This is a genomic window from Kitasatospora sp. NPDC057595, from assembly GCF_042800875.1.
In the GTDB taxonomy this organism is placed as follows: Bacteria; Actinomycetota; Actinomycetes; order Streptomycetales; family Streptomycetaceae; genus Kitasatospora.
In genome coordinates, this window is sequence record NZ_JBHVGL010000024.1 from 59,835 (window position 1) to 85,319 (window position 25,485).

The window sequence follows — 25,485 nt, forward strand, 5'->3', positions numbered from 1 at the left end:
CGTGGCCCTGACCCTCGCCGCACCCCCGCGCCCCGCCAGGCTGTTACGGCGCGCGGGGGGCGTCGTCCACCGACGCCCCAGCCTGCTGGCCGCCGCCACCGTGCTGCTGGTCTGCGTGCCCACGGGGGAGAAGGACGTCGCCGCCGCCGTCCACGTCACCGCCGCCGACCTCGCCTCGCTCGCCCTGGTCGCGCTCACCGCCGTGAACCTGCTGCGCGGGCGCGCCCCCGCGATCGGGCGGGCCGACGCCGTCCGCTTCGGCGCGATCGTGCTGGCCGCCGCCGTCGCGACCGTCGGCTCGATCGACCCGGCGACCAGCCTCACCGGCTTCGTCCGGCTCACCCAGGTCTTCGTGCTCGTCCCGGCCGCCGTGCTGTGCGCCCTGCGCGACCGCACCGACCAGCGGCTCGTGCTCGGCTCCTTCGTGATCGCCGCGCTGATCCAGGGCCTGGTCGGCGCCCACCAGTTCCTCACCGGCACCGGCGCCTCCTACACCGGCCGCCCGATCCGCGCCGTCGGCACCTTCGGCGCCCTCGACATCATGGCGATGTCCACCGTCGTCAGCTACGGACTGCTCGCCGCCCTGGCCCTCGCCCTCGCCGAACGCGGGGCCGGGGGCGACGCCCGGCTGCGGCGGGCGCTGTTCGCCGCCGCCGCCTTCCTCACCTTCCCGCTCGCCGTCTCCTTCAGCCGCGGCAGCTGGATCGCCACCGCCGCGGCCGCCACCGTCCTGCTGCTGCGCGCCGACGCCCGGCTCGCCGTCCGCTCCGCCGTCCTCGGCACGGCCGCCGCCGTCGTCCTGGTCGGCGGGTTCGGCCTCGGCGGCTCCGGCGTCACCGCCCGGCTCACCTCGATCGGCTCCGTCTCCGAGGCCCCCGACCAGTCGGTCTCCGACCGCTACGACCTGTGGGCCACCGCCGGGCGGATCTGGCAGGACCACCCCGTCTCCGGCGCCGGCCCCAAGGCCTTCCAGCGACTGCGCGACAGCCACGCCCCGCTGCGGCTCTCCTCCGGCAGCGACGCCGCCGACGCCACCATCGGCTTCCAGCGCGAACCGCTGCTCTCCCCGCACAACATGTACTTCCTGGTGCTCAGCGAGCAGGGACTCCTCGGCATCGCCGCCTACGGCCTGCTCTTCCTCGGCCTGTTCCTCGGCTGCCTGCGCACCGCCCGCGGCGCCGGCCTCGCCGCCCTCGCCCTGCTCACCTGGGTCCTGGTCGACTTCCTCTACTCCGACATCGGCGGCACCACCACCGTGCTGACCTCGATCGTCCTCGGCCTCGCCGCCCACGCGGCCCGCCCCCGCGGGGCCGCGGCATGACCACGGACCGGCCCACCGCGCTCAGCCCCGCCCCGCTGCCCGCCCCCCGGCCGGCACCGGCCGCCGCCGCGCCCACCACCGGGCCGCGCCGCGGCTTCCTCGCCAAGGCCTTCGGTGTCACCGCTGTGCTCAGCGCCGCCGGCTCCGCCCTCGGTCTGCTCCGCGACCTCCTGCTCGCCCGCTACTTCGGCGCCAACCAGGGCACCGACGCCTTCCTCGTCGCCTGGACCGTGCCCGAGACCGCGGCGCCGCTGCTCATCGAGGACGCCATGTCCTTCCTCATGGTGCCCGCCTTCGCACTCGCCCTGGTGCTCCGCGAGGAGCGCCCCGACGGCCCCGACCCGGTCCGCCAGCTGGTCCGCGCGACCCTGCCCTGGCTGCTGCTCGCCCTCTCCACCCTCTCGCTGACCGCCGCGCTCGGCGCCCCACGGCTCGTCGACCTGCTCGCCCCCGGCCTCGCCGACCCCGGGCTCGCCGTCACCTGCACCCGGATCACCGCGATCACCGTGTTGCCGTTCGGCGTGGCCGGCTACCTCGCCGCCGGGTTGCGCGCCCACCACCGGTTCACCGCGCCGGCCGGCATCTACGTCGCCTACAACCTCGGCATCCTCGGTGTGCTGCTCACCTGCCACGCGCTGTGGGGCGTGCGCGCCGCCGCGGTCGGTGTGGCCTTCGGCAGCCTGCTGATGGCCGGACTGCTGGTCGGACCGTTCCTGCGCCGGCTGCGGGCCGGCACCGGGCGACCCGGCCGCGCCGCCCGCCGCTCCCGCAACGCCCTGGTGCTGATCCCGCTCGCCCTGCTGCCGGTCGGCGTGTTCACCCTGACCCGCCAGGCCCAGGTCTTCATCGAGCGGTTCCTCGGCTCGGCGCTGCCGCCCGGCACCATCTCGCACCTCAACTACGCCGCCAAGGTCTCCCAACTGGCCATGACCGCCGGGATCCTGATCTGCACCGTGACCTTCCCGCTGGTCGCCCGGGCGCTCGCCGCCGGGGACCTCACCGGCGCCCGCGACCGGGTGGAGAAGGACCTCGGCCAGGCGGCGGCCGTCGTCCTGCTCGGCACCGCCTTCCTGATGGCCTGCGCCCCCTCGGTGGTGGCGCTGCTCTTCGAGCGCGGCGCCTTCGGCCCCCGGGACACCGCCGCCACCGCCGCCGTCATCCGGGTCTACAGCTTCGGGCTGCTCGCCCAGACGCTGATCGGGGTGATGATCCGCCCCTACTTCTCGCTGCGCCCGGTGGTCCGGCGGGCCGGCGACCCCCGTCCCGAGGACGGCGGCCGCCGGCTGCTCGACTGGTACCCGGCCGCCGCCATGGCGCTCGGTCTGGTCGTCACCGTCGTCGTCGGGGTGCTCGCCACCCCCCGGTTCGGCGCCCTCGGCCTGGCCGCCGGCAACGCGGCCGGCATCACCGGCACCGCGGCGCTGCTGCTGCACGGCCTGGTCCTGCGCGGCATCCCGCTGCGGCTGCGACGGGTCCTCGGCGGCCACGCCCGCCTGCTGGCCACCGCCGCCGGCGCCGCCGCGCTCGGCACGCCCGCCGCCCGCCTCGCCGCCGACCCCCTGCTGTCCACCGCGCTCGGCGGCCTCACCGTCGCGCTGGCCTTCGCCGCCCTGGGCACCGGCCTCGGTGCCCACGAGGTGCGCGGTCCGGTCCGTGCCGCCCTCCGGGTCCTGGGGCCGGTCCCCGGCCCGTCACCTGTCGCCGATGAAGGGAAGCCTCCCCATGGATGCTGAACGGGGATCAGTCCGGTTGTTCCCGTCGGGCACACGCCGCCCCGCCGCGCCGGCGGCCGGCGGCCGGCGCACCGAACCACCGCGCACCGAACCACCACGTGCCGACCCGCCACGGACCGGCACGCCGCGCTCCGGCAGCCGCAGACCGCCGACCCAACTGCCCAGAAGCCGGCGCCCGCTGCCCGAGACGCCGGTCACCGACACCACCTCGCCGTGGATCCTGATGTACCACTCGGTGGCCGTCGAGAAGGAGGACCCGTACCAGCTGACCGTCAGCCCCGAACGGTTCGCCGAGCAGATCGCCTGGCTGCACCGGCGCGGATGGCGCGGCGTCTCGGTCCGGGAGCTGATGCGGGCCAGGGCGGCCGGGCGGGCCGACAGACTGGTCGGCCTCACCTTCGACGACGGCTACGCCGACTTCGCCCGCCACGCCGTGCCGATCCTCCAGGCGTACGGCTTCGCCGCCACCGCGTACGTGGTCGCCGACCTGCTCGGCCGCGCCAACGACTGGGACACCGAGGGCCCCCGGAAGACCCTGCTCACCGTCCAGGAGGTCACCGACCTCGCCGCCGCCGGGTGGGAGATCGGCTCGCACGGCCTCGGCCACCAGGCGCTGGCCGGACTGCCCGCCGATGTGCTCGCCGCCCAGACCCGGGAGAGCCGGCGGGTCCTGGAGGAGGTGGTCGACGGCCCGGTCACCGGCTTCTGCTACCCGTACGGCGCCGTCGACCAGGCCGCCGCCCAGGCCGTCCGGGACGCGGGCTACGACTACGCCTGCGCGATCGCGCACTCCCCGCTCACCGGCCGGTACGCCCTGCCGCGCTGCTACGTCGGCGACCGCGACGGCGCCTGGCGCCTGCGCGCCAAGCGCGGCCGCCACCGCCTGCGCGACACCGTCGCCGAACTCCGCCAGCGCCTCGCCGAACCCGAGCACCGGCCCGGGGCCAGGTGACGGGTGCGCATCCTGCACATCGTCACCGGGCTGGCGTCCGGTGGGGCGGAGCGCCAGCTCCAGCTGCTGCTCCGCCATCTGCCGCCCCACCAGCACTGCGAGGTGCTGGCGCTGACCAACCCCGGCGCGGTGGCCGCCGCGCTGCGCGCCGAGGGCGTCACCGTCCACCACCTCGGCATGCGCGGCAACCGGGACGTCGGCGCGCTGCCCCGGCTGGCCCGCCGGGTCCGGGCCGGGCGCTACGACCTGGTGCACACCCACCTCTACCGGGCCGGGCTGTACGGCCGGCTCGCCGCCCGGCTGGCCGGGGTGCGGGCGGTGGTCGCCACCGAGCACTCGCTGCACCCCGGGGTGATCGAGGGCCGGCCGGTCACCCGCGGCGTCAAGGGCCTCTACCTGGCCGGCGAACGCCTCGGCACCACCACCGTCGCGGTCTCCCGGCAGGTGGCCCAGACCCTGCACGCCTGGGGCGTCCCGCCGGCCAGGGTCGAGCTGATCCCGAACGGCATCGACGCCGCCCGCTTCCGGTGTCCGCCCGCCGACCGGGCCGCCACCCGGGCCCGGGTGCGCGCCGAACTCGGCCTGCCGCAGGGGAGCCGGGTGATCGGCGGGATCGGCCGGCTGGTCCCGGGCAAGCGCTTCCACGTCCTGCTGGAGGCGCTGGCCGGGCTGGACGGCGCGGCCCGCCTGGTGCTGGTCGGCGAAGGCCCCGAGCGGTCCGCCCTGGAGCGGCGGGCCGCCGGCCTCGGCGTCCGCGACCGCCTGGTGCTCACCGGCGAGCGCGACGACGTGCCCGATCTGCTCACCGCCCTGGACGTGCTCGCCGCCCCCTCCACCGAGGAGACCTTCGGCCTCGGGGTGCTGGAGGGGCTCGCGGCCGGCCTTCCGGTGCGGCACAGCGCCTGTCCGGCGCTGGACGAACTTCCGCCCGGCGCCGCCCCGCAGGCCCGCCGGATCCCCTCCGAGGCCGCCGCGTACACGGCCGCGCTGCGGGAGCTGCGCGACCACCGTGACCTGTGCGACCCGCTGGCCCGCCCGGCCGCGGTCGGCCACTACGACATCGTCCGGGTGGCCGCCGAGCTCGGCGCCCTCTACGACCGGCTGGCCCGGGGCCGGGCCGGCCGCACCCCCGCAGACGCCGGGCCGCCGGCCGGTCGGCCCTCATAGTCAAGGAGTCCCCCCATGACCGAAGCGATCAGAAGTGCCCGCCGGCTGGTCGGCCGCTGGTGGCCGGTGGCCCTCGCGGTGCCACTGGGCGCCGTCGCCGGCGCCGGGTACGCCCTCGTCGCCCACCCCTCGTACGCCGCCAACTCCTATGTGATCGTGGTGCCCGAGACCCAGGGCGAGGGCACCACCGCGGTGAGCTTCGCACAGGCGTACGGTCGGCTGGCCGGCCAGCCGCAGGTGCTCGCGGCGGCCGCCGCCGAGACCGGGCACGGGCTGGGCAAGCTGCAGTCCCTGGTGCACGGCACCACCTCGCCGGACGCCCCGATGATCGAGATCACCGGGACCGGACCCCGGCCGGAGGAGGCCGTCCGGGCGGCGGACGCGGTGGCCCGCTCGCTGGTCGCCTTCGCCAACAACAGCAGCCGGGAGAGCGGCGTGCGGCTGGTCCCGCTGGCCGCCGCCGCGGAGCCCGCCAAGCCGACCACGCCCTCGGGCAGGCTGGACGTCGCGGTCGGCGGCGCGGCCGGGGTGCTGATCGGGGCGCTGGTGATGATGACCCGCCGCCGGAACACCGCGTCCGCCGACGGGGAAGCGCCCGGCGAGTCCGTCGCGCCCGCCGAGTCCGCCGAGTCCGCCACGCCGGTCGCGACGGCCGCGCCCGTCGAGCCGTCCGAGCCCGCCGCGACCGCCCCGCGTCCGCGCGCCGCCGAGCCGGCCCCCGTGGCCGCTCCCGAGCCCGAGCAGGCGAAGCCCAGGGCCGTGAAGTCCGCGCCCGCGGTGCCCGAGCCCGCCAAGTCCGCGTCGGCCAAGTCCGCGCCCGCGGTGTCCGAGCCCGCCGCGGCGTCCGATCCTGCGGTGCCCGAGCCCGCCGCCCCGGAGCCCGCCAAGGCCAAGGCGCCCGCCCGGAGCGGGCGATGAGCACCGGGGCCGTCACCTCCGCCACCGGCCTCCCCGCCCAGCCCCGCGCCGCCGCCCGCTGGACCATCGAGCTGCGCCGCGAGGACGACGCCCTCGACTCCCTGGCCGAGGAGTGGGACGACCTGGTCGCCCGCTGCGCAACGGCCACCTTCTTCCAGTCCGCCGTCTGGCAGTGCTCCTGGTGGCGCCAGTACGGCAGCCCCGGCGCCCTGCTGGTGGTGCTGGTGCGCCGGGACGGCCGGCTGGTCGGCGCGGGCGCCTTCCGCCGGCGCGGCGGCCCGTTCGGCGGTCTGACCGGCCTGGGCGCCGGGCTGATCGACTTCACCGACGTCCTGCTCGACGACGACTGCGCCGAGCGCGCCGCGGCCGAGTTCGCCGCGGCCCTCCCGCTCAACCGGCCGTGGCACAGCCTGGAGCTGCGCGAGGTGCGCCCGGAGGCCGCCGTCCAGCGGGTCTTCGAGCAGTGGCGCGGCCGGCGCAGCCGGTTCACCGACTCGCTCTGCCAGTACCTGCCGGCCGCCCCGATGGACCAGCTGCTCAAGCGGGTCCCGGGCAAGACCGCCCAGCGCAGCCGGGTCAAGCTGCGCAAGATCGCCGAGGCGGGCGTCGAGGTGCGGGCGACGGGCCCGGAGGAGGTGCCGGAGGCGCTGGACGCGCTGCTGCGGCTGCACTTCCTGCAGTGGCAGGAACGCGGCGTCACCCCGGAGCACCGCACCGAGCGGTTCCGCCGCCACCTGGCCGAGTCCACCACCGGGCTGGTCGCCACCGGCCGCGCGGCCGTCCACCGGTTCTGGCTGGACGGCGAACTGGTCGCCGTCGACCTGGTGCTGCTCTGCCCGTCCTTCAGCGGCCTCTACCTCTACGGCGCGCACCCGGGGCTGCGGGAGCGGCTGGACATCGCGGGCCTGCTGTTCGGTGCCGCGCTGGACGAGACGCTCGGCGCCGGGATCCCGGTGATAAGCCTGCTGCGCGGTCAGGAGCCGTACAAGCAGCGCTGGCGTCCGGACCAGCTGCCCAACCAGCGGCTGCTGTTCGGCCCGCGCGGCGCGGCCCCGGCGGCCGCGGCCCGCAGCGGGGCGGTGCGCGCCCGGCGGGTGGCGGTGCGGCTGCTCGCCACCCGGGCGCCGCGGCTCAAGGAGGCGCTCGCCGCCCGTCGCCGCGGCTGACGCCGTCCGCCCCGCCCCCGCTACCGCCGCCCGGGCAACACCGGCGCGGCGGGGGCGGCCGGCGCGGTGGGGGCGGTGGGAGCCGTCGGCAGGGCCGGCTCCGGGGCGCCCTGCGAGCCCGTCATCAGCTGCCGGAAACGGGCGCTGGAGCGCGGGTTGCGGTCGCACTGCCAGAAGCCGTGCGGACAGTAGTCGGTGACGGTCTGGTACGCGGTGTCGTGGGTGCGGATCCACTCCACCATCCGCTGTACGAACTCCGGGTTGTCCCCGTTGCGGAACAGCCCCCACTCCGGGTACGAGACCGGCTTGCCGCGCTTGGCCGCGAACTCGACCTGGTCCTGCAGCCCGTACGGCTCGCGCACGTAGTCGTCGAAGGTGCCGCCGGCCGGCTGGTCGTAGTTGTCCATGCCGATGATGTCGACCATGTCGTCACCCGGGTAGCACTTGGTCCACGGGATCGCGTCCAGCCCGCGGTTGGGCGCGAAGTCGAAGCGGAAGCGCTGCCCGGGCACCGAGCGCATCACCGTGACGATCCGCCGCCAGTAGGTCTTCCAGGCGGTCGGGTCGGGCTTGCAGCGGTGGGTGTAGGTGACGCCGTTCATCTCCCAGCCGAGGGTGATCACGGTGTCCGCGCCGCCGAGGGCGACCAGCCGCCGGGCGAGGGTGAGGAAGTGCCGGTCGTAGTCGCCGCGGGCGCCCTGGCCGAGCAGCCGGGCCACCTCGCCGTCCGGCACCTCGGCCTCGTTCGGCACCAGCATCGGCACGCCGAGCACGAGCATCCGGGACGGGTCGGTCTGCCGCCACTGCGACCACATGGCGAGCACCGCCGGCTCGCCCTCGATGTCCGCCCAGCCGTTGCCCGCCAGATAGGTGTGGCCGACCTGGAGGTTGGCGTCGCCCAGCCACTGCGCGTACCGGCCGATCTGCGGGATGTAGCTGTCCCAGGAACCGACGAAGGCCCCGAACGGCGGCTCGTGCGCCGGACGCTGGACCGGCGGGCGGGGTGCCGCGCCGCGCGGCGCGATGGCGTCGGAGGAGAGGGCGTGCCGCTCGGTCTGGCCCAGTGGTGTCCCGGCCGGGACGCTGGCGGTGGTGAGCAGCAGCAGGGTGGCGGCGGCGAGCGCCAGGCGGCCGAATCGCATGGTGTCTCCTCGGGCGGCGCCCCGGACGGTGCCACGGGCTGGGCGGAGCAGGGCGGGGAGGGGCACGCACGGTGCCGGCCTCGTCGCCGACAGTAGGCCGCCCGGGCGAGGAAATGCCGGATGTCACCCTAAAGTGGGCGATATTCGAACGTCCTCGCCGTGTGCCGTGTATCACCTCCGTAACGGTCCTCGCGGCCCTGGGAGCCCTACCGCGGAGCCTTTCTCCCGGGCCCGCGGCGGCCGGAGGGGGCCCGACGGCGCAGGTCGCCGGGCGGTCGCGCGCGGGGCGCGGGGAACCGGCGGACGGGGTTCGGCCGTTCGGCCCTACGGGAAAGTCCGGCTGACTCGCGCGGGCGGCGAAAGGTACGCTCCGCCCGTGTCCTGGAAGTCGCGCGCCCTCAGCCCCCGATCGATCCTCCCTGCCCTGGCGGTGCTGGTGGTCCTTGTGGCGGGCGCCGCCGCGCACGCCAACAAGCCGGTCCCGTTCGGCGACCGGGTGGCCGCCAAGGGCACCGCGGACGCGAGCGCGGACCCCACCGCCTCCCTGGACGCGGCCGCCCTGGACCTGCGGGTGGGCCCGGGCCTGGAGGCGTACCACCGGGACACCGGCGAGCACGCCTGGTCCTACCACCGGGAGGGCGCCACCGCGCTCTACCTCTCGATGGCCGGGGAGAACGCCGTGGTGGTCTGGGACGACGGCCTGGTCACCTCGGTGCGACCGGGCGACCAGCAGGTGCGCTGGCACCGCGCGGTGCCCGGGCTGGCCGACTGGCTGCGCGGCGCGGGCGAGCCCGGCGCCGACAAGCGCACCGAGGAGCAGCGCAAGCAGCTGGCCACCGAGCGGGCCGCGGCCTCGCTGCGCACCGTCCGGGAGTCCACGCCCTGGGTGGCGGTGGTCACACCGGAGCTGACGATGGGTTTCCGGGACGCCGACGGTGACCTTCGCTACAACTCCAAGCCGCCCGGCAGCTGCGTCTACGACCCGGTGGGCACGGTGGCCACCGACTACGCGGTGCTGGTGCCGCGCAACTGCGTCAACGGCAGCGGGCAGCCGGTCTCCGGGGGGATCTCCGGCTACCGGCTGGACAGCACCGGCTGGCAGCTCAACGCAGGTCCGGGGGCGTCGATGAAGGCGTTGGACGGCCGCCGGGTGCTGATCTCGGACGGGCCGATCGTCACGCCCAAGGTCTTCGACACCTGGGCGGCGGCGCCCGAGGCGGCCTGCGGCAGCGCGGCCGAGCCGTTCGCGGCCGTCCGTCCGGTCACCGGCTGCGCCGGGGACACGGCGCGGGAGGCCCGGGAGCAGTAGTCGCGGGGTACCCCGGTCGGGTGATTCTCCGGGGTCGCTCGCGCGGCCCGCTAGACTTGCCGTCATGGCTGATTTCTCCGGGGCATGACGGGCGAGCGGCGCCGCCCCCCGCGCGGTTCCCGCAGAGCCCCGTCGACGACCCCCTTCCCGTCCCGGGTCCGGACCCGTCCGGTCGCCCGCCCACGTCCCAGGAGTAGTACCCAGCCATGATTTCCGCCAACGGCCTCGAACTGCGTGCCGGCGCCCGGATCCTGATCGAGTCCGCGAGCTTCAAGGTCGCCCCCGGTGACCGGATCGGCCTGGTCGGGCGCAACGGCGCCGGGAAGACCACGCTCACCAAGGTGCTGGCCGGCGAGGGCATCCCGGCGGCGGGCACGGTGACCCGCTCGGGCGAGGTCGGCTACCTGCCGCAGGACCCGCGCACCGGCGACCTCGACGTGCTCGCCAAGGACCGCATCCTCTCCGCCCGCGGCCTGGACAGCGTGCTGCGCAAGATGCGCGAGAACGAGGAGCGGATGGCGAACGGCAAGGGCGCCACCCGCGACAACGCGATGAAGAAGTACGCGCGCCTGGAGACCGAGTTCCTCACCAAGGGCGGGTACGCCGCCGAGGCCGAGGCCGCCACCATCGCCGCCGCGCTGGGCCTGCCGGACCGCATCCTCAACCAGCAGCTGCACACCCTCTCCGGTGGTCAGCGCCGCCGCGTCGAGCTGGCCCGGATCCTGTTCTCGGACTCCGACGTGCTGCTGCTCGACGAGCCGACCAACCACCTCGACGCCGACTCGATCGCCTGGCTGCGGGACTTCCTGAAGACCTACAAGGGCGGCTTCATCGTCATCTCGCACGACGTCGACCTGGTCGAGACGGTCGTCAACAAGGTCTTCTACCTGGACGCCAACCGCTCCGCCATCGACGTCTACAACATGGGCTGGAAGCAGTACCAGCAGCAGCGCGAGGACGACGAGAAGCGCCGCAAGCGCGAGCGGGCCAACGCCGAGAAGAAGGCCGCCACGCTGAACGCGCAGGCGGACAAGATGCGCGCCAAGGCGACCAAGACGGTGGCCGCGCAGAACATGGCCCGCCGGGCGGAGAAGCTGCTGTCCGGTCTGGAGACGGTGCGGGCCAACGACAAGGTCGCCAAGCTGCGCTTCCCGGACCCGGCGCCGTGCGGCAAGACCCCGCTGACCGCCAGCGACCTGTCCAAGTCCTACGGCTCGCTGGAGATCTTCGCCGGTGTGGACCTGGCGATCGACCGCGGTTCGCGGGTCGTCGTGCTGGGCCTCAACGGCGCGGGCAAGACCACCCTGCTGCGGATGCTGGCCGGGGTCGAGAAGCCGGACACCGGCGAGGTGATCCCGGGCCACGGCCTGAAGATCGGCTACTACGCCCAGGAGCACGAGACCCTGGACGCGGAGCGCACGGTCCTGGAGAACATGCGTTCGGCGGCGCCGGACATGGACCTCGTCCAGGTCCGCAAGATCCTCGGTTCCTTCCTGTTCTCCGGGGACGACGTCGACAAGCCGGCCGGGGTGCTCTCCGGCGGCGAGAAGACCCGGCTCGCGCTGGCCACCCTGGTGGTCTCCAGCGCCAATGTGCTGCTGCTGGACGAGCCGACCAACAACCTGGACCCGGCCAGCCGCGAGGAGATCCTCGGCGCGCTGCACGAGTTCTCCGGCGCGGTCGTGCTGGTCACCCACGACGAGGGCGCGGTCGACGCGCTCCAGCCGGAGCGGATCATCCTGCTCCCGGACGGTGTCGAGGACCTCTGGAGCCCGGCCTACGCCGACCTGGTCACGCTGGCCTGAGCCCGCCTGGCCTGATCGCGCTCTCCCGGGGCCCGGTCGTCCGTACGGACGACCGGGCCTCCGGCTTCCCGCCCGGCCGGCCGTAGACGTGCCCTCCGTTTTTTGGGCCAGAAAAACTAGTCCTTTCGGCGTGTCTGGGAATGAAGAGGTCCCGCATTCCGTTTGAGGAGCTTCCGTCGGCCCACCACCCGATCGTGGCCGGACTCACGCTGCTGATCAGCCCTTTCGCGTCGAACGGCGGTGCGCCCCCGGGGGCGTGCACTCAGCGTGAGCGCCCTTGTGCGCTCGGATCACCACCGCAGGACCGCCCGTTGCGGACATGGACCTTGTCGAATGGGTGGCCAGGACGCGGTGGATGGGTGATCATGGGAATCTGACCGAGCAACGCTACGAGGAGGCACGGGTGGCCGAGACTCTGAAAAAGGGCAGCCGGGTGACCGGTGCCGCGCGTGAGAAGCTCGCGGCCGATCTCAAGAGGAAGTACGACTCCGGGGCGAGCATTCGCGCCCTCGCGGAGGAGACCGGTCGTTCCTACGGCTTCGTGCACCGCATGCTGAGCGAGTCCGGGGTGATTCTCCGGGGCCGCGGCGGTGCCACGCGGGGCAAGAACAAAGCTCCTGCTGGAGCTGGTTCCTGACGCTCCGTCAATCAATCGGACGGATGACTCGGCGGCAGGGCGCCGACCGGGGGGACGACCGTTGATCGTCCGCCCCCGGCCCGGGCGAACCGGCCGCCGATCGTCATGCCGCGACCGAGCGCAGACCCGGCCGCCCGTCGCCGCGAGGTGCCTGGCGGCCACCCCCTGCCGTCGCGCCGCCAGTTTTGTTACTCTCCGGTAGCCACGCACCCTCGCCACCGGAGGTTCCCGCATGACCGCTCCCGCCACCGATCCGCAGACCCCGCACCGGGAGCAGGACGGCGTCCGCCTGGAGATCGACGGCGAACTCGCCGTCGTCACCCTCTGTCAGCCCAAGCGGCGCAACGCCCAGTCGCCCGCCCTGTGGCGCGCCCTCGCCGCCATCGGCCGCGAGCTGCCCGGAACCGTCCGGGTGGTGCTGCTCCGCGCCGAGGGCGTCTCCTTCTCCGCCGGCCTCGACCGCGCGATGTTCACCCCCGAGGGCATCCCCGGCGAGCCCAGCTTCCTGCAGCTGGCCGCCGCCGGTGACAAGGAGCTCGACGAGACCATCGCCGGCTACCAGGAGGCCTTCACCTGGTGGCGCCGCCCCGACGTGCTCACCGTCGCCGCCGTCCAGGGGCACGCCGTCGGCGCCGGCTTCCAGCTCGCCCTCGGCTGCGACCTGCGGGTGGTCGCCGAGGACGTCCAGTTCTCCATGAAGGAGACCTCGCTCGGCCTCGTCCCCGACCTCGCCGGCACCAAGCCGCTGACCGAACTCGTCGGCTACGCCAGGGCGCTGGAGATCTGTGCCACCGGTCGCTGGGTCGGCGCCGAGGAGGCCACCGCGATCGGCCTGGCCAACCTCGCCGTCCCGGCCGCCGAGCTGGACGCCGCCGCCCGCGACCTCGCCGCCGCCCTGCTCGCCGCCCCGCGCAACGCGGTCATCGAGACCAAGGCGCTGCTGCAGGGCGCCGCCGGCCGCTCCTACGACGAGCAGCGTTCGGCCGAACGGGCGGCGCAGGCCCGCCGGCTGCGCGACCTCGCCGGCCTCGGCGACTGACCGCCCGCCGCCGCGCCGGGAGGCCCGGTCCCATGGGGAACACCCATCGGGCCGGGCCTCCCGGCGTTCGCGCTTCCGGCTGCTCCGGGGGCGGGATTCGTGGCGAAATGCCAGAGTTGGAGCGATTTGGGATATAGCTGGAGCCGCACGACGGGAGATGAGCCATGCCTGACACTCCGACGCCCGCCACCCTGCACAAGAACGCCCCGCACGCCCACGCCGCCGCCCCCGCCTCCCCGGCGAGCTCGGAGGCCGGGCACGCGGTCGGCGAGCGCGGTCGCACCGCCCTGGCGGTCGGCGTGGTCGAGAAGATCGCCGGGATGGCCGCGCGCGAGATCAGCGGCATCCACGCCCTCGGCTCCGGCCTCGCCCGCACCTTCGGCGCGATGCGGGACCGGGTGCCCGGCGGGCGCGGCAGCGTCGGGCGCGGCATCAAGGCCGAGGTGGGGGAGAAGCAGACCGCCATCGACATCGCGCTGGTCGTCGAGTACGGCGTCGTCATCCCCGAACTCGCCCGCCAGGTGCGGGAGAACATCATCGACGCGGTCGAGCGGATGACCGGGCTGGAAGTCGTCGAGGTCAACATCGCCGTCAACGACGTCCACCTGCCCGACGAGCCCGACGTCGAGGAGGAGGAAGAGGAGGAGCCCTCCTCCGGGCAGCGGCCCAAGCTGAAGTAGCCGGGAAGAACGGTCGGCGGTGGAAGACGAGGTGGAACGGATGAGCCTGGCCATCGTCGGCCTGGTGGTGGGCATGGCCCTCGGGTTCGCGGGGTACTTCGGCGGCTTCGCGGCGTTTCTGCTGGTGGCGGCGCTCGGGGTGGTCGGATTCGTGGTCGGCCGGCTACTGGAGGGCGACATCGAACCCGGCGAGCTCGGCGACCTGCTGCGCGGCCGCGACCGGCGCCGCTGATGGCGGCCCTCGTCCCGGCGTCCGCCCACCGGGAGCCCGGCGCCCGTGGCCGGCTGCGGATCGCCGACCGCGTCCACGCCCGGATCGCCGCCCGCGCCGCCCGCGAGGCGCTCGCCGACGCCTGGCACGACCGGACCGTGCGCGGCGGCCCGCCGAAGGTCTCGGTCACCGGCCCCGCCACCCCGAGCAGCCCCGTCACCGTCCGGGTCTCGGTCGACCTCCCCTTCCCGGCCGACCTCGCCGCCCTCGCCCGCGCCGTCCGTGACCGCGTCGCCGCCGACATCCGCACCATGACCGGCGCCCGGGTGGGGGAGGTTGTGGTGGTGGTCGAGCGGTTGGTGGCGGAGGCCGCCCGGTGAGGGCGCGGGTGGGTGCGGGGGTGCGGGTCGCGTGGGTGGCGGAGGGGGTGTGGTGAGCGCGGGGGAGGGCGGCTCCGAGGCGGGGGTGGGGAAGGCGCGGCGGCCACGGGCGCTGCGGACCACGGCGGCCGCCGTGGTGGCCACCGTGCTGCTGGTGCTGGCCGGGGCGCTGCTGTACGACGTGATCGCCGTCCGGACCGGGCACCGGGCCCGGCAGTGGCGGGCGGAGCTGGCCGACGAGCTGGCCACCCGGCACCTGGACGACCCGGCCGTGCTGCTCGGCGCCGGCGCGGGCGTGCTGCTCGGCGGTTGGCTGCTGTGGCTCGCCCTCGCGCCCGGCCTGGGCCGCTGGCTGCCGCTGCGCCCGCACGGGGACACCGCGGCGGCGATCGACCGCTCCGGGGTGGCCGCCCTGCTGGCCGACCGGGCCGCCGGGCTGCCGGGCGTCGAGCACCTGCGGGTGCGGGTCGGCCGGCGCCGGGTGCGGGTCAGGCTCGTCGGTCCCGCCGATGCCGCCTCGGTGCAGCGCCGGCTGCGCGAGGAGCTGGCGGCGGTCACCCTGGCCCGGCCGCTGCGGCTGGAGGTGCGGACGGCCGGCCGCCGAGGACGGGCGAAGCCGACGGCGGACACCGCGGCGGACGGGGGCACCGGGTGAACCGGGGAACGGTCAACCGGCTGCTGCTGGGCGTGGTCGGGCTGGCGATGCTGGCGGCCGGTGCGCTGGTGCTGGCCGGCGGGCTCGACCTCTACGGGCACCTCGGCGTCGACCCGCCGTCCTGGTGGCCGCTCACCTCGCCCGACCAGCCGGTGCTGAGCGCCAGCTCGCGCACCCGGTGGGCCGGCTCGGCGTGGTGGTGGCCGGTGGTGATCACCGGGCTGGCCGTGGTGGTCACGGGCACCGCCTGGTGGCTGGTGGCCCAGCTGCGCCGCAGCGGTCCGACGACCGTGGTGCTGCCGACACCGGGGGCACCGGGCCTGCGGCTGCGGCTGCGTACCAGGGCGCTGGAGGAGGCGGTGGAGAGCGGCGCCGTCGAGCTGCCCGAGGTCGAGCGGGTGGGCGTCCGGTTGGTGCGCGGGGCGCGGCACCCGCGGCTGCGGGCGGCCGTCCGGATGACCCCGGGCGGTGATCCGGCCGCGCTCGCCGAGCACTTCGAGACCGGCCCGCGCGCCGGGGCGCTGACCAGCCTGGGGCTGCCGGACCTGCCCGCCGACCTGCGGATCCGGGTGATCGCGGCCCGCCCGGAGGTCACCGGGCGGCGCCACCGTCGCCGCGGCCGGCCGCCGCGGGTGGTCTGACGCCGCCCGGCGCCGCTCAGAGGCCGCGCAGCGCGCCGCCGTCCACCGGGATCATCACCCCGGTGAGGTAGGAGGCGGCGGGGGAGAGCAGGAAGGCGGCGACCTTGCCGAACTCCTCGGGGGTGCCGTAGCGGCCGAGCGGGATGTCGGCGCTGTGCCGGGCGCGGGCGGCCTCGACGTCGCCGCCGAGGGCGTCAAGCTCGCGCACCCGGTCGGTGTCGATCCGGGCCGGCAGCAGGCCGACCACCCGGATGCCGCGCGGGCCGAGTTCGTCGGCGAGCGACTTGGCGGCCATCGCCAGGCCCGGGCGCAGACCGTTGGAGATGCCGAGGCCCGCGATGGGCTGGCGGACCGAGCCGGAGAGCACGAAGCCGATCACACCGCCGTCGCCGAGCGCCGCGGCGGCGGCGCGGGCGATCCGCAGGGCGCCCAGGAAGACCGACTCGAAGGCGTCCCGCCAGGCCTCCTCGGGGGCGGTGGCGACCGGGCCGGCCTGCGGTCCGCCGACGCTGATCAGCACGCCGTCCAGCCGGCCGAACCGCTCGACGGCCGTCGCGACCAGCCGCTCGGCGGTCGCCGGGTCGGCGTTGTCGGCCACCAGCCCGTGCACCGCCTCCGCTCCGCCGCCGAGGGCGGCGAGTTCGGCGACGGCCGCCTCCACGGCCTCCGGCTTGCGGCCGGTGACCAGCACCCGGGCACCGTCGGCGGCGAGTTCACGGGCGGTGGCCAGGCCCAGGCCCCGGGTCGCGCCGGTGACCACGTACACCTTGTTCTGCAGTCCAAGATCCATGGAGCCATCCTGCCGCTTCGGCCCGGGCGCTGGGCAGCGGGCCCCGCGCGGCGCGCCCGGCCCGGTGCGCCGGCGCTGGCGTTGACGTGCGCGTCAAGGTCTACCGTCGTTCCCGGCGGCGTTCGAACGGCTGCCGGAAGGGCAGGGTCCGGACATGCGGATCGGTGAACTGGCGAAGCGGGCGGGGACGACCACCCGGGCACTGCGGTACTACGAGCAGCTCGGGCTGCTGCCCGCCCGGCGGGCCGGCAACGGCTACCGCGCCTACGGGGAGGCGGACCTGCGGCTGCTGCGGCAGATCCGCACCCTGCAGGACTTCGGCTTCGGCCTGGAGGAGACCAGGCCGTTCGTCGAGTGCCTGCAGGCGGGGCACCCGCACGGCGACTCCTGCCCGGCCTCGCTGGAGGTCTACCGGAGGAAGCTGTCCGAGCTGGACGAGTGCATCGCCCGGCTCCAGGAGGTCAGGACCCGGGTGTCCGAGCAGTACGCCCGGGCCGAGCGGGAGCGCGACGCGCTCGCCGCGGGGGCCGCCTCGGAGCCGCCGCAGTGCGAGTGGGCCGCAGCCGCGGTCCACGACCGGGACGCGTGGGAGAGGTAGGACATGGTGCAGATCGCAGGGGTGGCGGCGGTGACGGACGAGACCTTCGCCGCCGAGGTGCTGGCGGCCGAGGGGCCGGTGCTGGTGGACTTCACGGCGGACTGGTGCCCGCCGTGCCGGCAGATGGCGCCGGTGCTGGCGGAGCTGGCCCGGGAGGAGGCGCACCGGCTGACCGTGGTCAGCCTGGACGTCGACCACAATCCGCAGACCCAGGCGGCGTACGGGGTGCTGTCGATGCCGACGCTGATGGTGTTCCGCGGCGGCGAGCCGGTGAAGTCGGTGGTCGGGGCACGGGCCAAGGCCCGGCTGCTGCGCGACCTGGACGACGTGCTCTGACGGTCCCCCGGGGAGCCGACCCCGGGGAGGGATCAGGCGGGGACGGCGACCGCCAGGCCCTCGGCCTCGGCGGCCTCCTTGCGGCGGTCCTTGGCCTCCCGGCGCGCCATCACCGCGAACCCGACCGGGATCAGGGCGGTGAACAGCCACCACTGGATCGCGTACGCCATGTGCGGGCCGATGTCGGAGTGGTTGGGCTCGGGGAGCAGCTCGGGCTGCTCGGCCGGGGCCGGCTCGGTGGCGGTGAGCTCCAGGTAGCCGCCGAGCAGGGCGGCGCCGTTCTCCTTGGCCTGCTGGGTGCTGCTGATCAGGTTGAACTGCCGGTCCGGCAGGCCGGCCCGGTCCTTGATGCTGCCGGAGGCGGCCTCGTCGGCGCGCAGCCGGCCGGTCAGGGTGACCTGGCCGGCCGGTGCCGCCGGGACGGCCGGGTACTCGGCGGCGGAGGTGCCGGAGGGCACCCAGCCGCGGTTGACCAGCACGCTCCCCCTGCCGTCGGCGAGCACCAGCGGGGTGACCACGAAGTAGCCGATCTTGTCCCCGCTGGAGTCGGTCCGCTTGCGGACCACGAACTCGTGCGCCGGGTCGTACTGTCCGGTGGCCGTCACGGGGCGCCAGGTGAGGTCCTTGGGCACGGTGAAGCCGGGCGCGGCCGACAGGGTGTCGAACGGCACGGGCTCGGCGGTGAGGGACCGGGCGATCAGCTCGTTGCGGTCCACCCGCGCCTCGTGGCGGTGCAACTGCCAGAACCCCAGCCGGATGGTCGTGGGGATCAGCAGCAGGGCGATCAACAGGGTGATCAGCCAGCGCCGGGAGAGCAGAAAACGGTACACATGGGCACCGTACGCCCTGCTCACCACCGGCTCACCCACCGGGGTGCGGGGCGACCTCGCGCAGCAGCTGGAGGAAGGCGTCCTCGCCGACCACCGGTGTGCCGACCTCGCGGGCCTTGCGGGCCTTGCCGCTCCAGCTGTCCGGCTCGTTGGTGACCAGCAGGCTGGTGAGCCGGCTCACCGAGGTGGCGATGTGCAGTCCGGCCTCGACGGCGCGGTCCTCCAGCAGCTCGCGGTCGGTGGCGGTGTCGCCGGTGAACGCCACCCGCATGCCCTGCACCAGCGGCTTGCCGTCCTCCCAGCGTCCGGGGTTCGGGTACGGGCACGGCGGGCGCTTCCTGGCCTGCCGGTACGCGGCTCCGGTCCAGGAGGCGCGGCCCGGGGAGGCGGGCGCGTCCTCGCCGAGGTCGGTGACGGCCACGCAGGACTGCAGCGGCAGCGGGACGCCCCCCGAGCGGGCCAGGTGGAGGCTGGGGCGGAAGGCCTCGGCGAGCACCCGGGCGTCGTCCAGCGCGTTGTGCGCCTGCCGCTGGTGGACGCCGAAGTAGGCGGCCAGCGAGGACAGCTTGCCGTTGGGTAGCGGCAGCCGCAGGTCGCGGGCCAGCACCATGGTGCACAGCCGCTGCTCGACCGGGGCGTGCAGGCCGGCCCGGGAGAACTCGCGGGAGATCATGTTCCAGTCGAAGAGCGCGTTGTGGGCGACCATCACCCGGCCGCGCAGCCGCTCGGCGAACTCGTCGGCGATCTGCGGGAAGGTGGGCGCGCCGGCCAGCTGGTCGTCGGTGAGGCCGTGGATCCAGACCGGGCCGGGGTCGCGCTCCGGGTTGACCAGGGTGTACCAGTGGTCGACGACGTCGCCGTCCTCGTCCAGCCGGTAGACGCCGGCGGAGATGACGCGGTCCGTGCGGCCGAGGCCGGTGGTCTCGACGTCCACCACCGCGTAGCCGCCGGCGGGGGCGGCGGAGCGCTGGGCCGGGACCGCGGCGGTCCGGGGTGCTGCGCCGGGGGTCTCGGGCTGGATCGCGTACATGGTCCAACAGGATAAGGCCCGCCGGTGACCGCGGACGGCGGTTCGCCGGTGACGGGGGTCGTCCGGAAGGTCGGCCCGGACGGGCCGGAATAGAGTGGACGGTGCAGTCGTCGTACATCTGGTCGATTGTTTTCCGGTCGCCCGCGGTACCCGTGCGGGCACCTCTGGTAAGGACGAACCCCCATGCGCGCCACGGTCATCCACGGTCCCAACGACATCCGGATCGAGGAGGTGCCGGACCCGGTCGTCCAGCAACCGACCGACGTGGTGGTGCGGGTGGTGAACGCCTGCATCTGCGGCAGCGACCTGTGGGCGTACCGCGGGGTCGCCGCGCGGGTGGCCGGGCAGCGGATCGGGCACGAGTTCCTCGGGGTGGTGGAGGAGGCCGGCGCCGAGGTGCGCGGCTTCCGGCCGGGCGACCTGGTGGTGGCGCCGTTCGTCTGGTCGGACGGCACGTGTGACTTCTGTCGCGAGGGGCTGCAGACCTCCTGCCCGCACGGCGGCTTCTGGGGCCAGGTCGGCTCGGACGGCGGGCAGGGCGAGGCGGTGCGCGTCCCGTTCGCGGACGGCACCCTGGTGAAGCTGCCCAAGGAGGCGCAGGGCGACGAGAAGCTGCTGCCGGGGCTGCTGGCGCTCTCCGACGTGATGGCGACCGGGCACCACGCGGCGGTCTCGGCGCGGGTGCGCCCGGGCGCCACGGTGGCGGTGGTCGGCGACGGCGCGGTGGGCCTGTGCGGGGTGCTGGCCGCCCACCGGCTGGGCGCCGGGCGGATCATCGCGCTGGGCCGGCACACCGCGCGCACCGACCTGGCCCGCCGCTTCGGCGCGACCGACGTGGTCGCCGAGCGCGGCGAGGCGGCGATCGAGGCGGTCCGCGAGCTGACCGGCGGGCAGGGCGCGCACGCCGTGCTGGAGGCGGTCGGCACCGAGGAGTCGATGCGCACCGCCGTGTCGATCGCCCGGGACGGCGGCGCCGTCGGCTACGTGGGTGTGCCGCACGGCGGCAGCGCCGGCGTCGACATCGGTCAGATGTTCGGCCGGAACGTGTCGCTCAACGGCGGGGTCGCGCCGGCCCGCGCGTACATCCCCGAGCTGCTGCCGGACGTCCTGTCCGGCGCCATCGAGCCGGGCCTGGTCTTCGACCGCACGGTGGACCTCGACGGCGTCCCGGACGGCTACCGGGCGATGGACGACCGATCCGCGCTGAAGGTACGGGTGGCTTTCTGACGCACCGCTGTTGACGCACCACCAGGGGTGGCTCCGGTTGACCGGGGCCACCCCTTCGCCATGTCCCGGATCCACCCCGGACGGGTGGTTTTCGGTCAATCGGCTACTGCGAAGGAGCGAACGAATGGCTGAACACGGTCAAACCCTTCCGGGTGACGCCTCGCCCTCCTAGCATTGCGCGGCGCGCATCGGACCTGTGACTTCGCTCACGTTCGATCGTTTCCACTGGTGCGACCACTACGCCGAAGGAGTGAGGAGTCAGAGTGGAATCGCCGCCGATCGACACCGCCCCCAGCGAAACCCAACTCATCGAGGAGAGCGAGGAGTTCCGAACCCTCCGGCGCTCGTTCCGGAACTTCGCGTTCCCGGTCACCATCGGTTTCGTGCTCTGGTACCTGCTCTACGTGCTGCTCTCCGGCTACGCCCCCGCCCTGATGGGCACCAAGGTCGTCGGGCACGTCAACGTCGCCCTGGTGCTCGGGCTGCTGCAGTTCGCCACGACCTTCGCCATCGCCGCCTGGTACGCGCGCTACGCCGACCGGAGGATCGACCCCGGCGCGGCCGCGATCCGCGAGGCGCGCGGTGCGGTCGTCCACGCGCCCCGGGAGGCCGCCGAATGAACCTGCTCGCCAGCTCCGCCACCGACCACCGCGGCCTCACGATGACCCTGTTCGGGATCTTCGTGCTCACCACCCTCGGCATCACCGTCTGGGCCGGACGGCAGACCAAGGACGCCGCCGACTTCTACGCCGGCGGCCGGGCCTTCTCCGGCTTCCAGAACGGCCTCGCCATCTCCGGCGACTACATGTCCGCCGCCTCCTTCCTCGGCATCGCCGGCGCCATCGCGCTGTTCGGCTACGACGGCTTCCTCTACTCCATCGGCTTCCTGGTCGCCTGGCTGGTCGCACTGCTGCTGGTCGCCGAGCCGCTGCGCAACTCCGGCCGCTACACCATGGCCGACGTGCTGGCCTTCCGGATGCGCCAGCGCCCGGTGCGCACCGCCGCCGGCATCTCCACCATCGTGGTGTCGATCTTCTACCTGCTCGCCCAGATGGTCGGCGCCGGCAGCCTGGTCGCCCTGCTCCTCGGGGTCAGCGGCGACGGCGCCAAGCGCTGGACGATCGTCGCGGTCGGCGCGCTGATGGTCCTCTACGTCGCCATGGGTGGCATGAAGGGCACCACCTGGGTGCAGATCGTCAAGGCGGTGCTGCTGATCGCCGGCACCGCGCTGATGACCGTCCTGGTGCTGGCCAAGTACCACTTCAACCTCTCCGCCCTGCTCGGCGCCGCCGCCGACGCCAGCGGCAAGGCCGACGCCTTCCTCGAACCGGGGCTGAAGTACGGCGCCACCGGCACCAGCAAGCTCGACTTCCTCAGCCTCGGCCTGGCCCTGGTGCTCGGCACCGCGGGCCTGCCGCACATCCTGGTCCGCTTCTACACCGTGCCCACCGCCAAGGCCGCCCGGAAGTCGGTGCTCTGGGCCATCGGCATCATCGGCGGCTTCTACCTGATGACCCTCGCGCTCGGCTTCGGCGCCGCCGCGCTGGTCGGCCCCAAGGCGATCAAGGCCGCCAACGCGGCCGGCAACACCGCCGCCCCGCAGCTCGCCGAACAGCTCGGCGGCGGCGCGGGCACCACCGGCGGCGCGGTGCTGCTCGCGGTGATCTCCGCGGTCGCCTTCGCCACCATCCTCGCCGTCGTCGCCGGACTCACCCTCGCCTCCTCGGCCTCCTTCGCCCACGACCTCTACGTCAACGTCTTCCGGCGCGGCAAGGTCTCCGAGCGGGAGGAGGTCCGGGTCGCCAAGTGGGCCGCCGCCGGGATCGGCGCGGTGGCGATCGTGCTCAGCCTGTTCGCCGACAAGCTCAACACCGCCGCCCTGGTCGCCCTGGCCTTCGCGGTGGCCGCCTCGGCGAACCTGCCCACCCTGCTCTACTCGCTGTTCTGGAAGCGCTTCAACACCGCCGGCGCGGTCAGCTCGGTCTACACCGGCCTGGTCACCGCGGTGGTGCTGGTGGTCTTCTCCCCGGTGGTCTCGGGTGCCAAGAACTCGCTCTTCCCGCACTCCGACTTCCACTGGTTCCCGCTGGAGAACCCCGGCCTGGTCTCCATCCCGGCCGGCTTCCTGGCCGGCTGGATCGGCACCGTGCTCTCCCGCCGCCCGGCCGACCCGGCGAAGTACGCTGAACTCGAGGTGCGCTCGCTCACCGGGTTGGGCGCCCACTGACGGACGGGCGGTGACTAAGCTGGCCCGGCCCCGCCGTGACGGAGGCCGGGCCGGCCGCCCTGGCGGCACCTCACTCGGGAAGGGACCGCCGTGCTGCTCGACACCTTCGGCCGCCGCGCCGTCGACCTGCGGGTCTCCCTCACCGACCGGTGCAACCTGCGCTGCACCTACTGCATGCCCGAGGAGGGCCTGCAGTGGCTGGCCAAGCCCGAGCTGCTCACCGACGAGGAGATCGTCCGGCTGGTGACCCTCGCCGTGCGCGACCTCGGCGTCCAGGAGGTCCGCTTCACCGGCGGGGAGCCGCTGCTGCGCCCCGGGCTGGTCGGCATCGTCGAGGCCTGCGCGGCCCTCGACCCGCGCCCCGAGCTGTCGCTCACCACCAACGGCATCGGCCTCGCCCGCACCGCGGCGGCGCTGCGCTCGGCCGGCCTGGACCGGGTCAACGTCTCGCTGGACACCCTGGACGAGTCCACCTTCCAGGCCCTCACCCGGCGCCGCCGCCACCACGACGTGCTGGCCGGCCTGGCCGCCGCCGAGGCCGCCGGGCTCGTCCCGGTGAAGCTCAACGCGGTGCTGATGCGCGGCGTCAACGAGCACGAGGCGCCGGACCTGCTCGGCTGGTGCCTGGAGCGCGGCTACGAACTGCGGTTCATCGAGCAGATGCCGCTGGACGCCCAGCACGGCTGGGACCGCTCCGCGATGATCACCGCCGAGGAGATCCTGGAGCGGCTGTCCGCCCGCTTCACCCTCACCCCCGAGCCCTCGGACCGTCGCGGCGCGGCGCCCGCCGAGCGCTGGGTGGTGGACGGCGGCCCCGGCCGGGTCGGCGTGATCGCCTCGGTGACCCGCCCGTTCTGCCGCGCCTGCGACCGCACCCGGCTCACCGCCGACGGCCAGGTCCGCAACTGCCTCTTCGCCACCGGTGAGACCGATCTGCGCACCGCCCTGCGCTCCGGCGCGGACGACACCGAACTGGCCGCGCTGTGGCGCGCGGCGATGTGGGGCAAGAAGGCCGGCGCCGGCATCGACCAGCCGGACTTCCACCAGCCGGGTCGTCCGATGTCGGCCATCGGCGGCTGAGACGCCGGCCGGCGAGCGGGCCGGGGGACGGGTCGGCGAGCGGGCCGGCGTCGGCCGGGGCTCAGGCCCCGGGGGTCCCCTCGCCCCGGCCGGTGAACGGCAGGACCTCCTTGAGGAAGCCGCGCACCCCGAGGAACTGCGCGAGGTGCTCGCGGTGCTCCTCGCAGGCCAGCCAGGTCTTGCGGCGGTCCGGGGTGTGCAGCTTGGGGTTGTTCCAGACCAACTCCCAGACGGCGTCCGCGCGGCAGCCCTTCGCGGAGCAGATCGGGGTCTGCGGCTGGGGGGCGTCGGGGAGCAGCATCGGCGGTCGTCCTCGGGCGGTCGGCGGGGTGGTCGTCACCGCCAGTCTGTCACGCACCCCGGCACGCGCACATGGCGACGCCGGGCAGCCACGGGGGGAGCCGCCCGGCGTCGGTCCGTCGCTCCGACGGGGGATGCGGAGCGCGTACGCAGTATGTCACGGGGCGGGGTGGGCATGGGGAGGTCTTGCATGATTAATCTGAGCTTCTTTTGAGCTTTCCGCCCAGGCAATCGGTGGAAAGCTGAGCAAAACGGACGCTCAGTTCCGACTCTGTGAAGAATCGGTGGGCATACGCCCGGCCCCATCAGCACCCTGCGTCACATCCGCCCCCTGAGGTCCGCTGCCGCCGGGGCCCAGCATCAGCGGCGTGGTCGCCGGCACGTCGAAGGTGGACGGCAGGCCCGGGGCCTTCTCCCGGCCCGCGTTGGCGAGCAGCACCGCGAAGTACGGCAGCAGCACCCCGCCCGCCAGCGCCACGAACGCCAGCCACCGCTGGACGTCCCACAGCACCACCGCGAGCAGCACGCAGACGGTCCGCAGCAGCATCGAGGCCACGTAGCGGCGCTGGCGCCCGCGGACGTCCTCGCTGAGACTGCTGCGGGCTCCCGTGATCCGGTAGACCTGCCCGCCGTCGGCGCTCTTGCCCATGTCCCAAACCGCCTTCGTCCGCGCACCCGCGCGCCTCGTCGCGCGGCCTCCTCACCGTACGCCGGGAGCGGGGCGACGACGAGACCGGGGCCGCGTGCGTACGCCTATCGGCCCTGGGAGAGGTACTGCGGAGGCACCGCGTCCGTCAGCCAGACCCCGTTGGCGCTCACCCGGAACTCGTGTCCCGCCCCGGCCATCGCGGCCGCGTCGACCAGGAGCACCACCGGCCGGCCGTGCCGGGCGCCGACCCGGGTGGCGGTCTCGACGTCCGCCGACAGGTGGACGTCCTGCCGGGCCATCGGGCGCAGGCCCTCCCGGAGGATCGCCGCCAGGCTCCGGGTCGCGGTGCCGTGGAACAGCACCGGCGGGGGCTCGGTGGCGGCCAGACCGAGGTCGACCGCCACCGTGTGCCCCTGGCTGGCCCGGATCGAGAGGCCGTCCGGCGAGTAGGCGAAGCGGCGCTTGTTGTTGGTCGCCACCACGTGGTCCAGCTCGGCCCTGGTGAGCCGGGTGCCCCGGGCCGCCAGCGCGCCGAGCAGCACGTCCACCCGGACCCATCCGGCCGGGTCCAGGGTGACGCCGACCCGGCCGGGGTCGTGCCGCAGGATGCGCGCCAGCATCTTGCTGGTCCTGACCGTGCGCTTCTCGTCCACGCCTCTCGA

General features: G+C 74.8%; 28 protein-coding genes. 21 read left to right on the top strand and 7 right to left on the bottom strand.

All coding sequences use genetic code 11. The annotated features are described in order from the left end of the window. Position 1: 1 nt before the first annotated feature. Genes ACFU9E_RS29490 through ACFU9E_RS29515 form a run of 6 tightly spaced genes read left to right on the top strand, consistent with a single transcriptional unit; the run spans position 2 to position 7,257 of the window. Positions 2-1,321, top strand: a complete 1,320-nt coding sequence (locus tag ACFU9E_RS29490; RefSeq protein ID WP_380683602.1) for an O-antigen ligase family protein — start codon at positions 2-4, stop codon at positions 1,319-1,321. After that, positions 1,318-3,054 carry a lipid II flippase MurJ gene (locus ACFU9E_RS29495; RefSeq protein WP_380683601.1) on the top strand — a complete coding sequence of 579 codons (1,737 nt, stop codon included), beginning with the start codon at positions 1,318-1,320 and terminating at the stop codon, positions 3,052-3,054. The genes ACFU9E_RS29490 and ACFU9E_RS29495 overlap by 4 nt, the downstream gene beginning before the upstream one ends. Beyond that, positions 3,044-4,006, top strand: a complete 963-nt coding sequence (locus tag ACFU9E_RS29500; RefSeq protein ID WP_380683599.1) for a polysaccharide deacetylase family protein — start codon at positions 3,044-3,046, stop codon at positions 4,004-4,006. Before ACFU9E_RS29495 ends, ACFU9E_RS29500 begins: the two co-directional genes overlap by 11 nt. Positions 4,007-4,009: 3 nt before the next feature. Next, positions 4,010-5,173, top strand: coding sequence for a glycosyltransferase (locus ACFU9E_RS29505; protein ID WP_380683597.1), 1,164 nt, complete (start codon positions 4,010-4,012; stop codon positions 5,171-5,173). Between the two features lie 15 nt (positions 5,174-5,188). Then, complete coding sequence (locus ACFU9E_RS29510) at positions 5,189-6,091, top strand: hypothetical protein (RefSeq protein WP_380683596.1); 903 nt, start codon at positions 5,189-5,191, stop codon at positions 6,089-6,091. After that, positions 6,088-7,257, top strand: coding sequence for a GNAT family N-acetyltransferase (locus ACFU9E_RS29515; RefSeq protein WP_380683595.1), 1,170 nt, complete (start codon positions 6,088-6,090; stop codon positions 7,255-7,257). Before ACFU9E_RS29510 ends, ACFU9E_RS29515 begins: the two co-directional genes overlap by 4 nt. 20 nt (positions 7,258-7,277) lie before the next feature. On the opposite strand, the gene ACFU9E_RS29520 is transcribed toward ACFU9E_RS29515, so the two are convergent. After that, a complete protein-coding gene (locus ACFU9E_RS29520; RefSeq protein WP_380683594.1) occupies positions 7,278-8,399 on the bottom strand; it encodes a glycoside hydrolase family 26 protein in 1,122 nt (373 codons plus the stop codon). Positions 8,400-8,775: 376 nt separating this feature from the next. Between ACFU9E_RS29520 and ACFU9E_RS29525 the strand changes: the two genes are divergently transcribed. From ACFU9E_RS29525 to ACFU9E_RS29565, 9 genes are all read left to right on the top strand, one after another. Continuing rightward, entirely contained in the window at positions 8,776-9,708 is a 933-nt protein-coding gene (locus ACFU9E_RS29525; RefSeq protein ID WP_380683593.1) for a hypothetical protein, read from the top strand. Positions 9,709-9,914: 206 nt separating this feature from the next. Then, positions 9,915-11,513 (top strand): ABC-F family ATP-binding cassette domain-containing protein, encoded by a 1,599-nt coding sequence (locus ACFU9E_RS29530; protein ID WP_355373543.1) that lies wholly within the window; start codon positions 9,915-9,917, stop codon positions 11,511-11,513. 403 nt (positions 11,514-11,916) lie between these two features. Next, entirely contained in the window at positions 11,917-12,150 is a 234-nt protein-coding gene (locus ACFU9E_RS29535) for a helix-turn-helix domain-containing protein (RefSeq protein ID WP_350548483.1), read from the top strand. A 232-nt stretch (positions 12,151-12,382) separates the two neighbouring features. Further along, on the top strand, positions 12,383-13,189 hold the full coding sequence (locus tag ACFU9E_RS29540) for an enoyl-CoA hydratase/isomerase family protein (protein WP_380684620.1): 807 nt from the start codon (positions 12,383-12,385) through the stop codon (positions 13,187-13,189). A 164-nt stretch (positions 13,190-13,353) separates the two neighbouring features. Further along, entirely contained in the window at positions 13,354-13,869 is a 516-nt protein-coding gene (locus ACFU9E_RS29545) for an Asp23/Gls24 family envelope stress response protein (RefSeq protein WP_380684621.1), read from the top strand. Positions 13,870-13,909: 40 nt separating this feature from the next. Continuing rightward, positions 13,910-14,101, top strand: coding sequence for a hypothetical protein (locus ACFU9E_RS29550; RefSeq protein ID WP_355374673.1), 192 nt, complete (start codon positions 13,910-13,912; stop codon positions 14,099-14,101). Beyond that, positions 14,101-14,460 carry a hypothetical protein gene (locus ACFU9E_RS29555; RefSeq protein WP_380684622.1) on the top strand — a complete coding sequence of 120 codons (360 nt, stop codon included), beginning with the start codon at positions 14,101-14,103 and terminating at the stop codon, positions 14,458-14,460. The genes ACFU9E_RS29550 and ACFU9E_RS29555 overlap by 1 nt, the downstream gene beginning before the upstream one ends. A 52-nt stretch (positions 14,461-14,512) precedes the next feature. Beyond that, positions 14,513-15,115 (top strand): DUF6286 domain-containing protein, encoded by a 603-nt coding sequence (locus ACFU9E_RS29560; protein WP_380684623.1) that lies wholly within the window; start codon positions 14,513-14,515, stop codon positions 15,113-15,115. Beyond that, positions 15,112-15,756: an alkaline shock response membrane anchor protein AmaP gene (locus tag ACFU9E_RS29565; RefSeq protein WP_380684624.1), complete on the top strand. Its 645-nt coding sequence runs from the start codon at positions 15,112-15,114 to the stop codon at positions 15,754-15,756. The genes ACFU9E_RS29560 and ACFU9E_RS29565 overlap by 4 nt, the downstream gene beginning before the upstream one ends. 16 nt (positions 15,757-15,772) lie before the next feature. Here ACFU9E_RS29565 and ACFU9E_RS29570 read toward each other — a convergent pair whose 3' ends face one another. Continuing rightward, positions 15,773-16,546, bottom strand: a complete 774-nt coding sequence (locus tag ACFU9E_RS29570; RefSeq protein ID WP_380684625.1) for an SDR family oxidoreductase — start codon at positions 16,544-16,546, stop codon at positions 15,773-15,775. Between the two features lie 154 nt (positions 16,547-16,700). On the opposite strand from ACFU9E_RS29570, the gene ACFU9E_RS29575 reads away from it, so the two are divergent. Together ACFU9E_RS29575 and trxA are read left to right on the top strand one after the other, a co-directional pair. Next, positions 16,701-17,144: a MerR family transcriptional regulator gene (locus ACFU9E_RS29575; protein WP_380684626.1), complete on the top strand. Its 444-nt coding sequence runs from the start codon at positions 16,701-16,703 to the stop codon at positions 17,142-17,144. 3 nt (positions 17,145-17,147) lie between these two features. Next, positions 17,148-17,480, top strand: a complete 333-nt coding sequence (trxA, locus tag ACFU9E_RS29580; protein ID WP_355374656.1) for a thioredoxin — start codon at positions 17,148-17,150, stop codon at positions 17,478-17,480. A 32-nt stretch (positions 17,481-17,512) separates the two neighbouring features. On the opposite strand, the gene ACFU9E_RS29585 is transcribed toward trxA, so the two are convergent. Both ACFU9E_RS29585 and ACFU9E_RS29590 read right to left on the bottom strand, forming a co-directional pair. Further along, positions 17,513-18,310 (bottom strand): SURF1 family protein, encoded by a 798-nt coding sequence (locus ACFU9E_RS29585; RefSeq protein WP_380684627.1) that lies wholly within the window; start codon positions 18,308-18,310, stop codon positions 17,513-17,515. 31 nt (positions 18,311-18,341) lie between these two features. Continuing rightward, positions 18,342-19,340 carry a DEDDh family exonuclease gene (locus tag ACFU9E_RS29590; protein WP_380684628.1) on the bottom strand — a complete coding sequence of 333 codons (999 nt, stop codon included), beginning with the start codon at positions 19,338-19,340 and terminating at the stop codon, positions 18,342-18,344. Positions 19,341-19,523: 183 nt separating this feature from the next. Between ACFU9E_RS29590 and ACFU9E_RS29595 the strand changes: the two genes are divergently transcribed. From ACFU9E_RS29595 to moaA, 4 genes are all read left to right on the top strand, one after another. After that, positions 19,524-20,567 carry a zinc-dependent alcohol dehydrogenase family protein gene (locus ACFU9E_RS29595; RefSeq protein WP_380684629.1) on the top strand — a complete coding sequence of 348 codons (1,044 nt, stop codon included), beginning with the start codon at positions 19,524-19,526 and terminating at the stop codon, positions 20,565-20,567. Positions 20,568-20,830: 263 nt separating this feature from the next. After that, positions 20,831-21,187 (top strand): DUF485 domain-containing protein, encoded by a 357-nt coding sequence (locus ACFU9E_RS29600; protein WP_380684630.1) that lies wholly within the window; start codon positions 20,831-20,833, stop codon positions 21,185-21,187. Continuing rightward, the gene (locus tag ACFU9E_RS29605; protein ID WP_380684631.1) at positions 21,184-22,794 is read left to right on the top strand and encodes a cation acetate symporter; all 1,611 of its coding nucleotides are present in this window, start codon (positions 21,184-21,186) and stop codon (positions 22,792-22,794) included. Before ACFU9E_RS29600 ends, ACFU9E_RS29605 begins: the two co-directional genes overlap by 4 nt. A gap of 90 nt (positions 22,795-22,884) precedes the next feature. Further along, on the top strand, positions 22,885-23,874 hold the full coding sequence (gene moaA / locus ACFU9E_RS29610; protein ID WP_380684632.1) for a GTP 3',8-cyclase MoaA: 990 nt from the start codon (positions 22,885-22,887) through the stop codon (positions 23,872-23,874). 61 nt (positions 23,875-23,935) lie between these two features. Here moaA and ACFU9E_RS29615 read toward each other — a convergent pair whose 3' ends face one another. From ACFU9E_RS29615 to ACFU9E_RS29625, 3 genes are all read right to left on the bottom strand, one after another. Beyond that, a complete protein-coding gene (locus ACFU9E_RS29615; RefSeq protein ID WP_380686838.1) occupies positions 23,936-24,175 on the bottom strand; it encodes a hypothetical protein in 240 nt (79 codons plus the stop codon). Positions 24,176-24,433: 258 nt separating this feature from the next. Further along, positions 24,434-24,823 carry a DUF3099 domain-containing protein gene (locus ACFU9E_RS29620; RefSeq protein WP_380686835.1) on the bottom strand — a complete coding sequence of 130 codons (390 nt, stop codon included), beginning with the start codon at positions 24,821-24,823 and terminating at the stop codon, positions 24,434-24,436. Between the two features lie 104 nt (positions 24,824-24,927). After that, on the bottom strand, positions 24,928-25,476 hold the full coding sequence (locus ACFU9E_RS29625; protein ID WP_380686833.1) for an RNA 2'-phosphotransferase: 549 nt from the start codon (positions 25,474-25,476) through the stop codon (positions 24,928-24,930). Between the last annotated feature and the right edge of the window lie 9 nt (positions 25,477-25,485).

Bases quoted from the DNA above. Each gene is read 5' to 3' on its own strand.
- ACFU9E_RS29575 (WP_380684626.1), top strand. From the start codon at position 16,701: ATGCGGATCGGTGAACTGGCGAAGCGGGCGGGGACGACCACCCGGGCA.
- ACFU9E_RS29620 (WP_380686835.1), bottom strand. From the start codon at position 24,823: ATGGGCAAGAGCGCCGACGGCGGGCAGGTCTACCGGATCACGGGAGCC.
- ACFU9E_RS29515 (WP_380683595.1), top strand. From the start codon at position 6,088: ATGAGCACCGGGGCCGTCACCTCCGCCACCGGCCTCCCCGCCCAGCCC.
- ACFU9E_RS29590 (WP_380684628.1), bottom strand. From the start codon at position 19,340: ATGTACGCGATCCAGCCCGAGACCCCCGGCGCAGCACCCCGGACCGCC.
- ACFU9E_RS29570 (WP_380684625.1), bottom strand. From the start codon at position 16,546: ATGGATCTTGGACTGCAGAACAAGGTGTACGTGGTCACCGGCGCGACC.
- ACFU9E_RS29495 (WP_380683601.1), top strand. From the start codon at position 1,318: ATGACCACGGACCGGCCCACCGCGCTCAGCCCCGCCCCGCTGCCCGCC.
- ACFU9E_RS29615 (WP_380686838.1), bottom strand. From the start codon at position 24,175: ATGCTGCTCCCCGACGCCCCCCAGCCGCAGACCCCGATCTGCTCCGCG.
- ACFU9E_RS29520 (WP_380683594.1), bottom strand. From the start codon at position 8,399: ATGCGATTCGGCCGCCTGGCGCTCGCCGCCGCCACCCTGCTGCTGCTC.
- ACFU9E_RS29530 (WP_355373543.1), top strand. From the start codon at position 9,915: ATGATTTCCGCCAACGGCCTCGAACTGCGTGCCGGCGCCCGGATCCTG.
- ACFU9E_RS29595 (WP_380684629.1), top strand. From the start codon at position 19,524: ATGCGCGCCACGGTCATCCACGGTCCCAACGACATCCGGATCGAGGAG.
- ACFU9E_RS29545 (WP_380684621.1), top strand. From the start codon at position 13,354: ATGCCTGACACTCCGACGCCCGCCACCCTGCACAAGAACGCCCCGCAC.
- ACFU9E_RS29550 (WP_355374673.1), top strand. From the start codon at position 13,910: ATGAGCCTGGCCATCGTCGGCCTGGTGGTGGGCATGGCCCTCGGGTTC.
- trxA (WP_355374656.1), top strand. From the start codon at position 17,148: ATGGTGCAGATCGCAGGGGTGGCGGCGGTGACGGACGAGACCTTCGCC.
- ACFU9E_RS29510 (WP_380683596.1), top strand. From the start codon at position 5,189: ATGACCGAAGCGATCAGAAGTGCCCGCCGGCTGGTCGGCCGCTGGTGG.
- ACFU9E_RS29540 (WP_380684620.1), top strand. From the start codon at position 12,383: ATGACCGCTCCCGCCACCGATCCGCAGACCCCGCACCGGGAGCAGGAC.
- ACFU9E_RS29605 (WP_380684631.1), top strand. From the start codon at position 21,184: ATGAACCTGCTCGCCAGCTCCGCCACCGACCACCGCGGCCTCACGATG.
- ACFU9E_RS29500 (WP_380683599.1), top strand. From the start codon at position 3,044: ATGGATGCTGAACGGGGATCAGTCCGGTTGTTCCCGTCGGGCACACGC.
- ACFU9E_RS29555 (WP_380684622.1), top strand. From the start codon at position 14,101: ATGGCGGCCCTCGTCCCGGCGTCCGCCCACCGGGAGCCCGGCGCCCGT.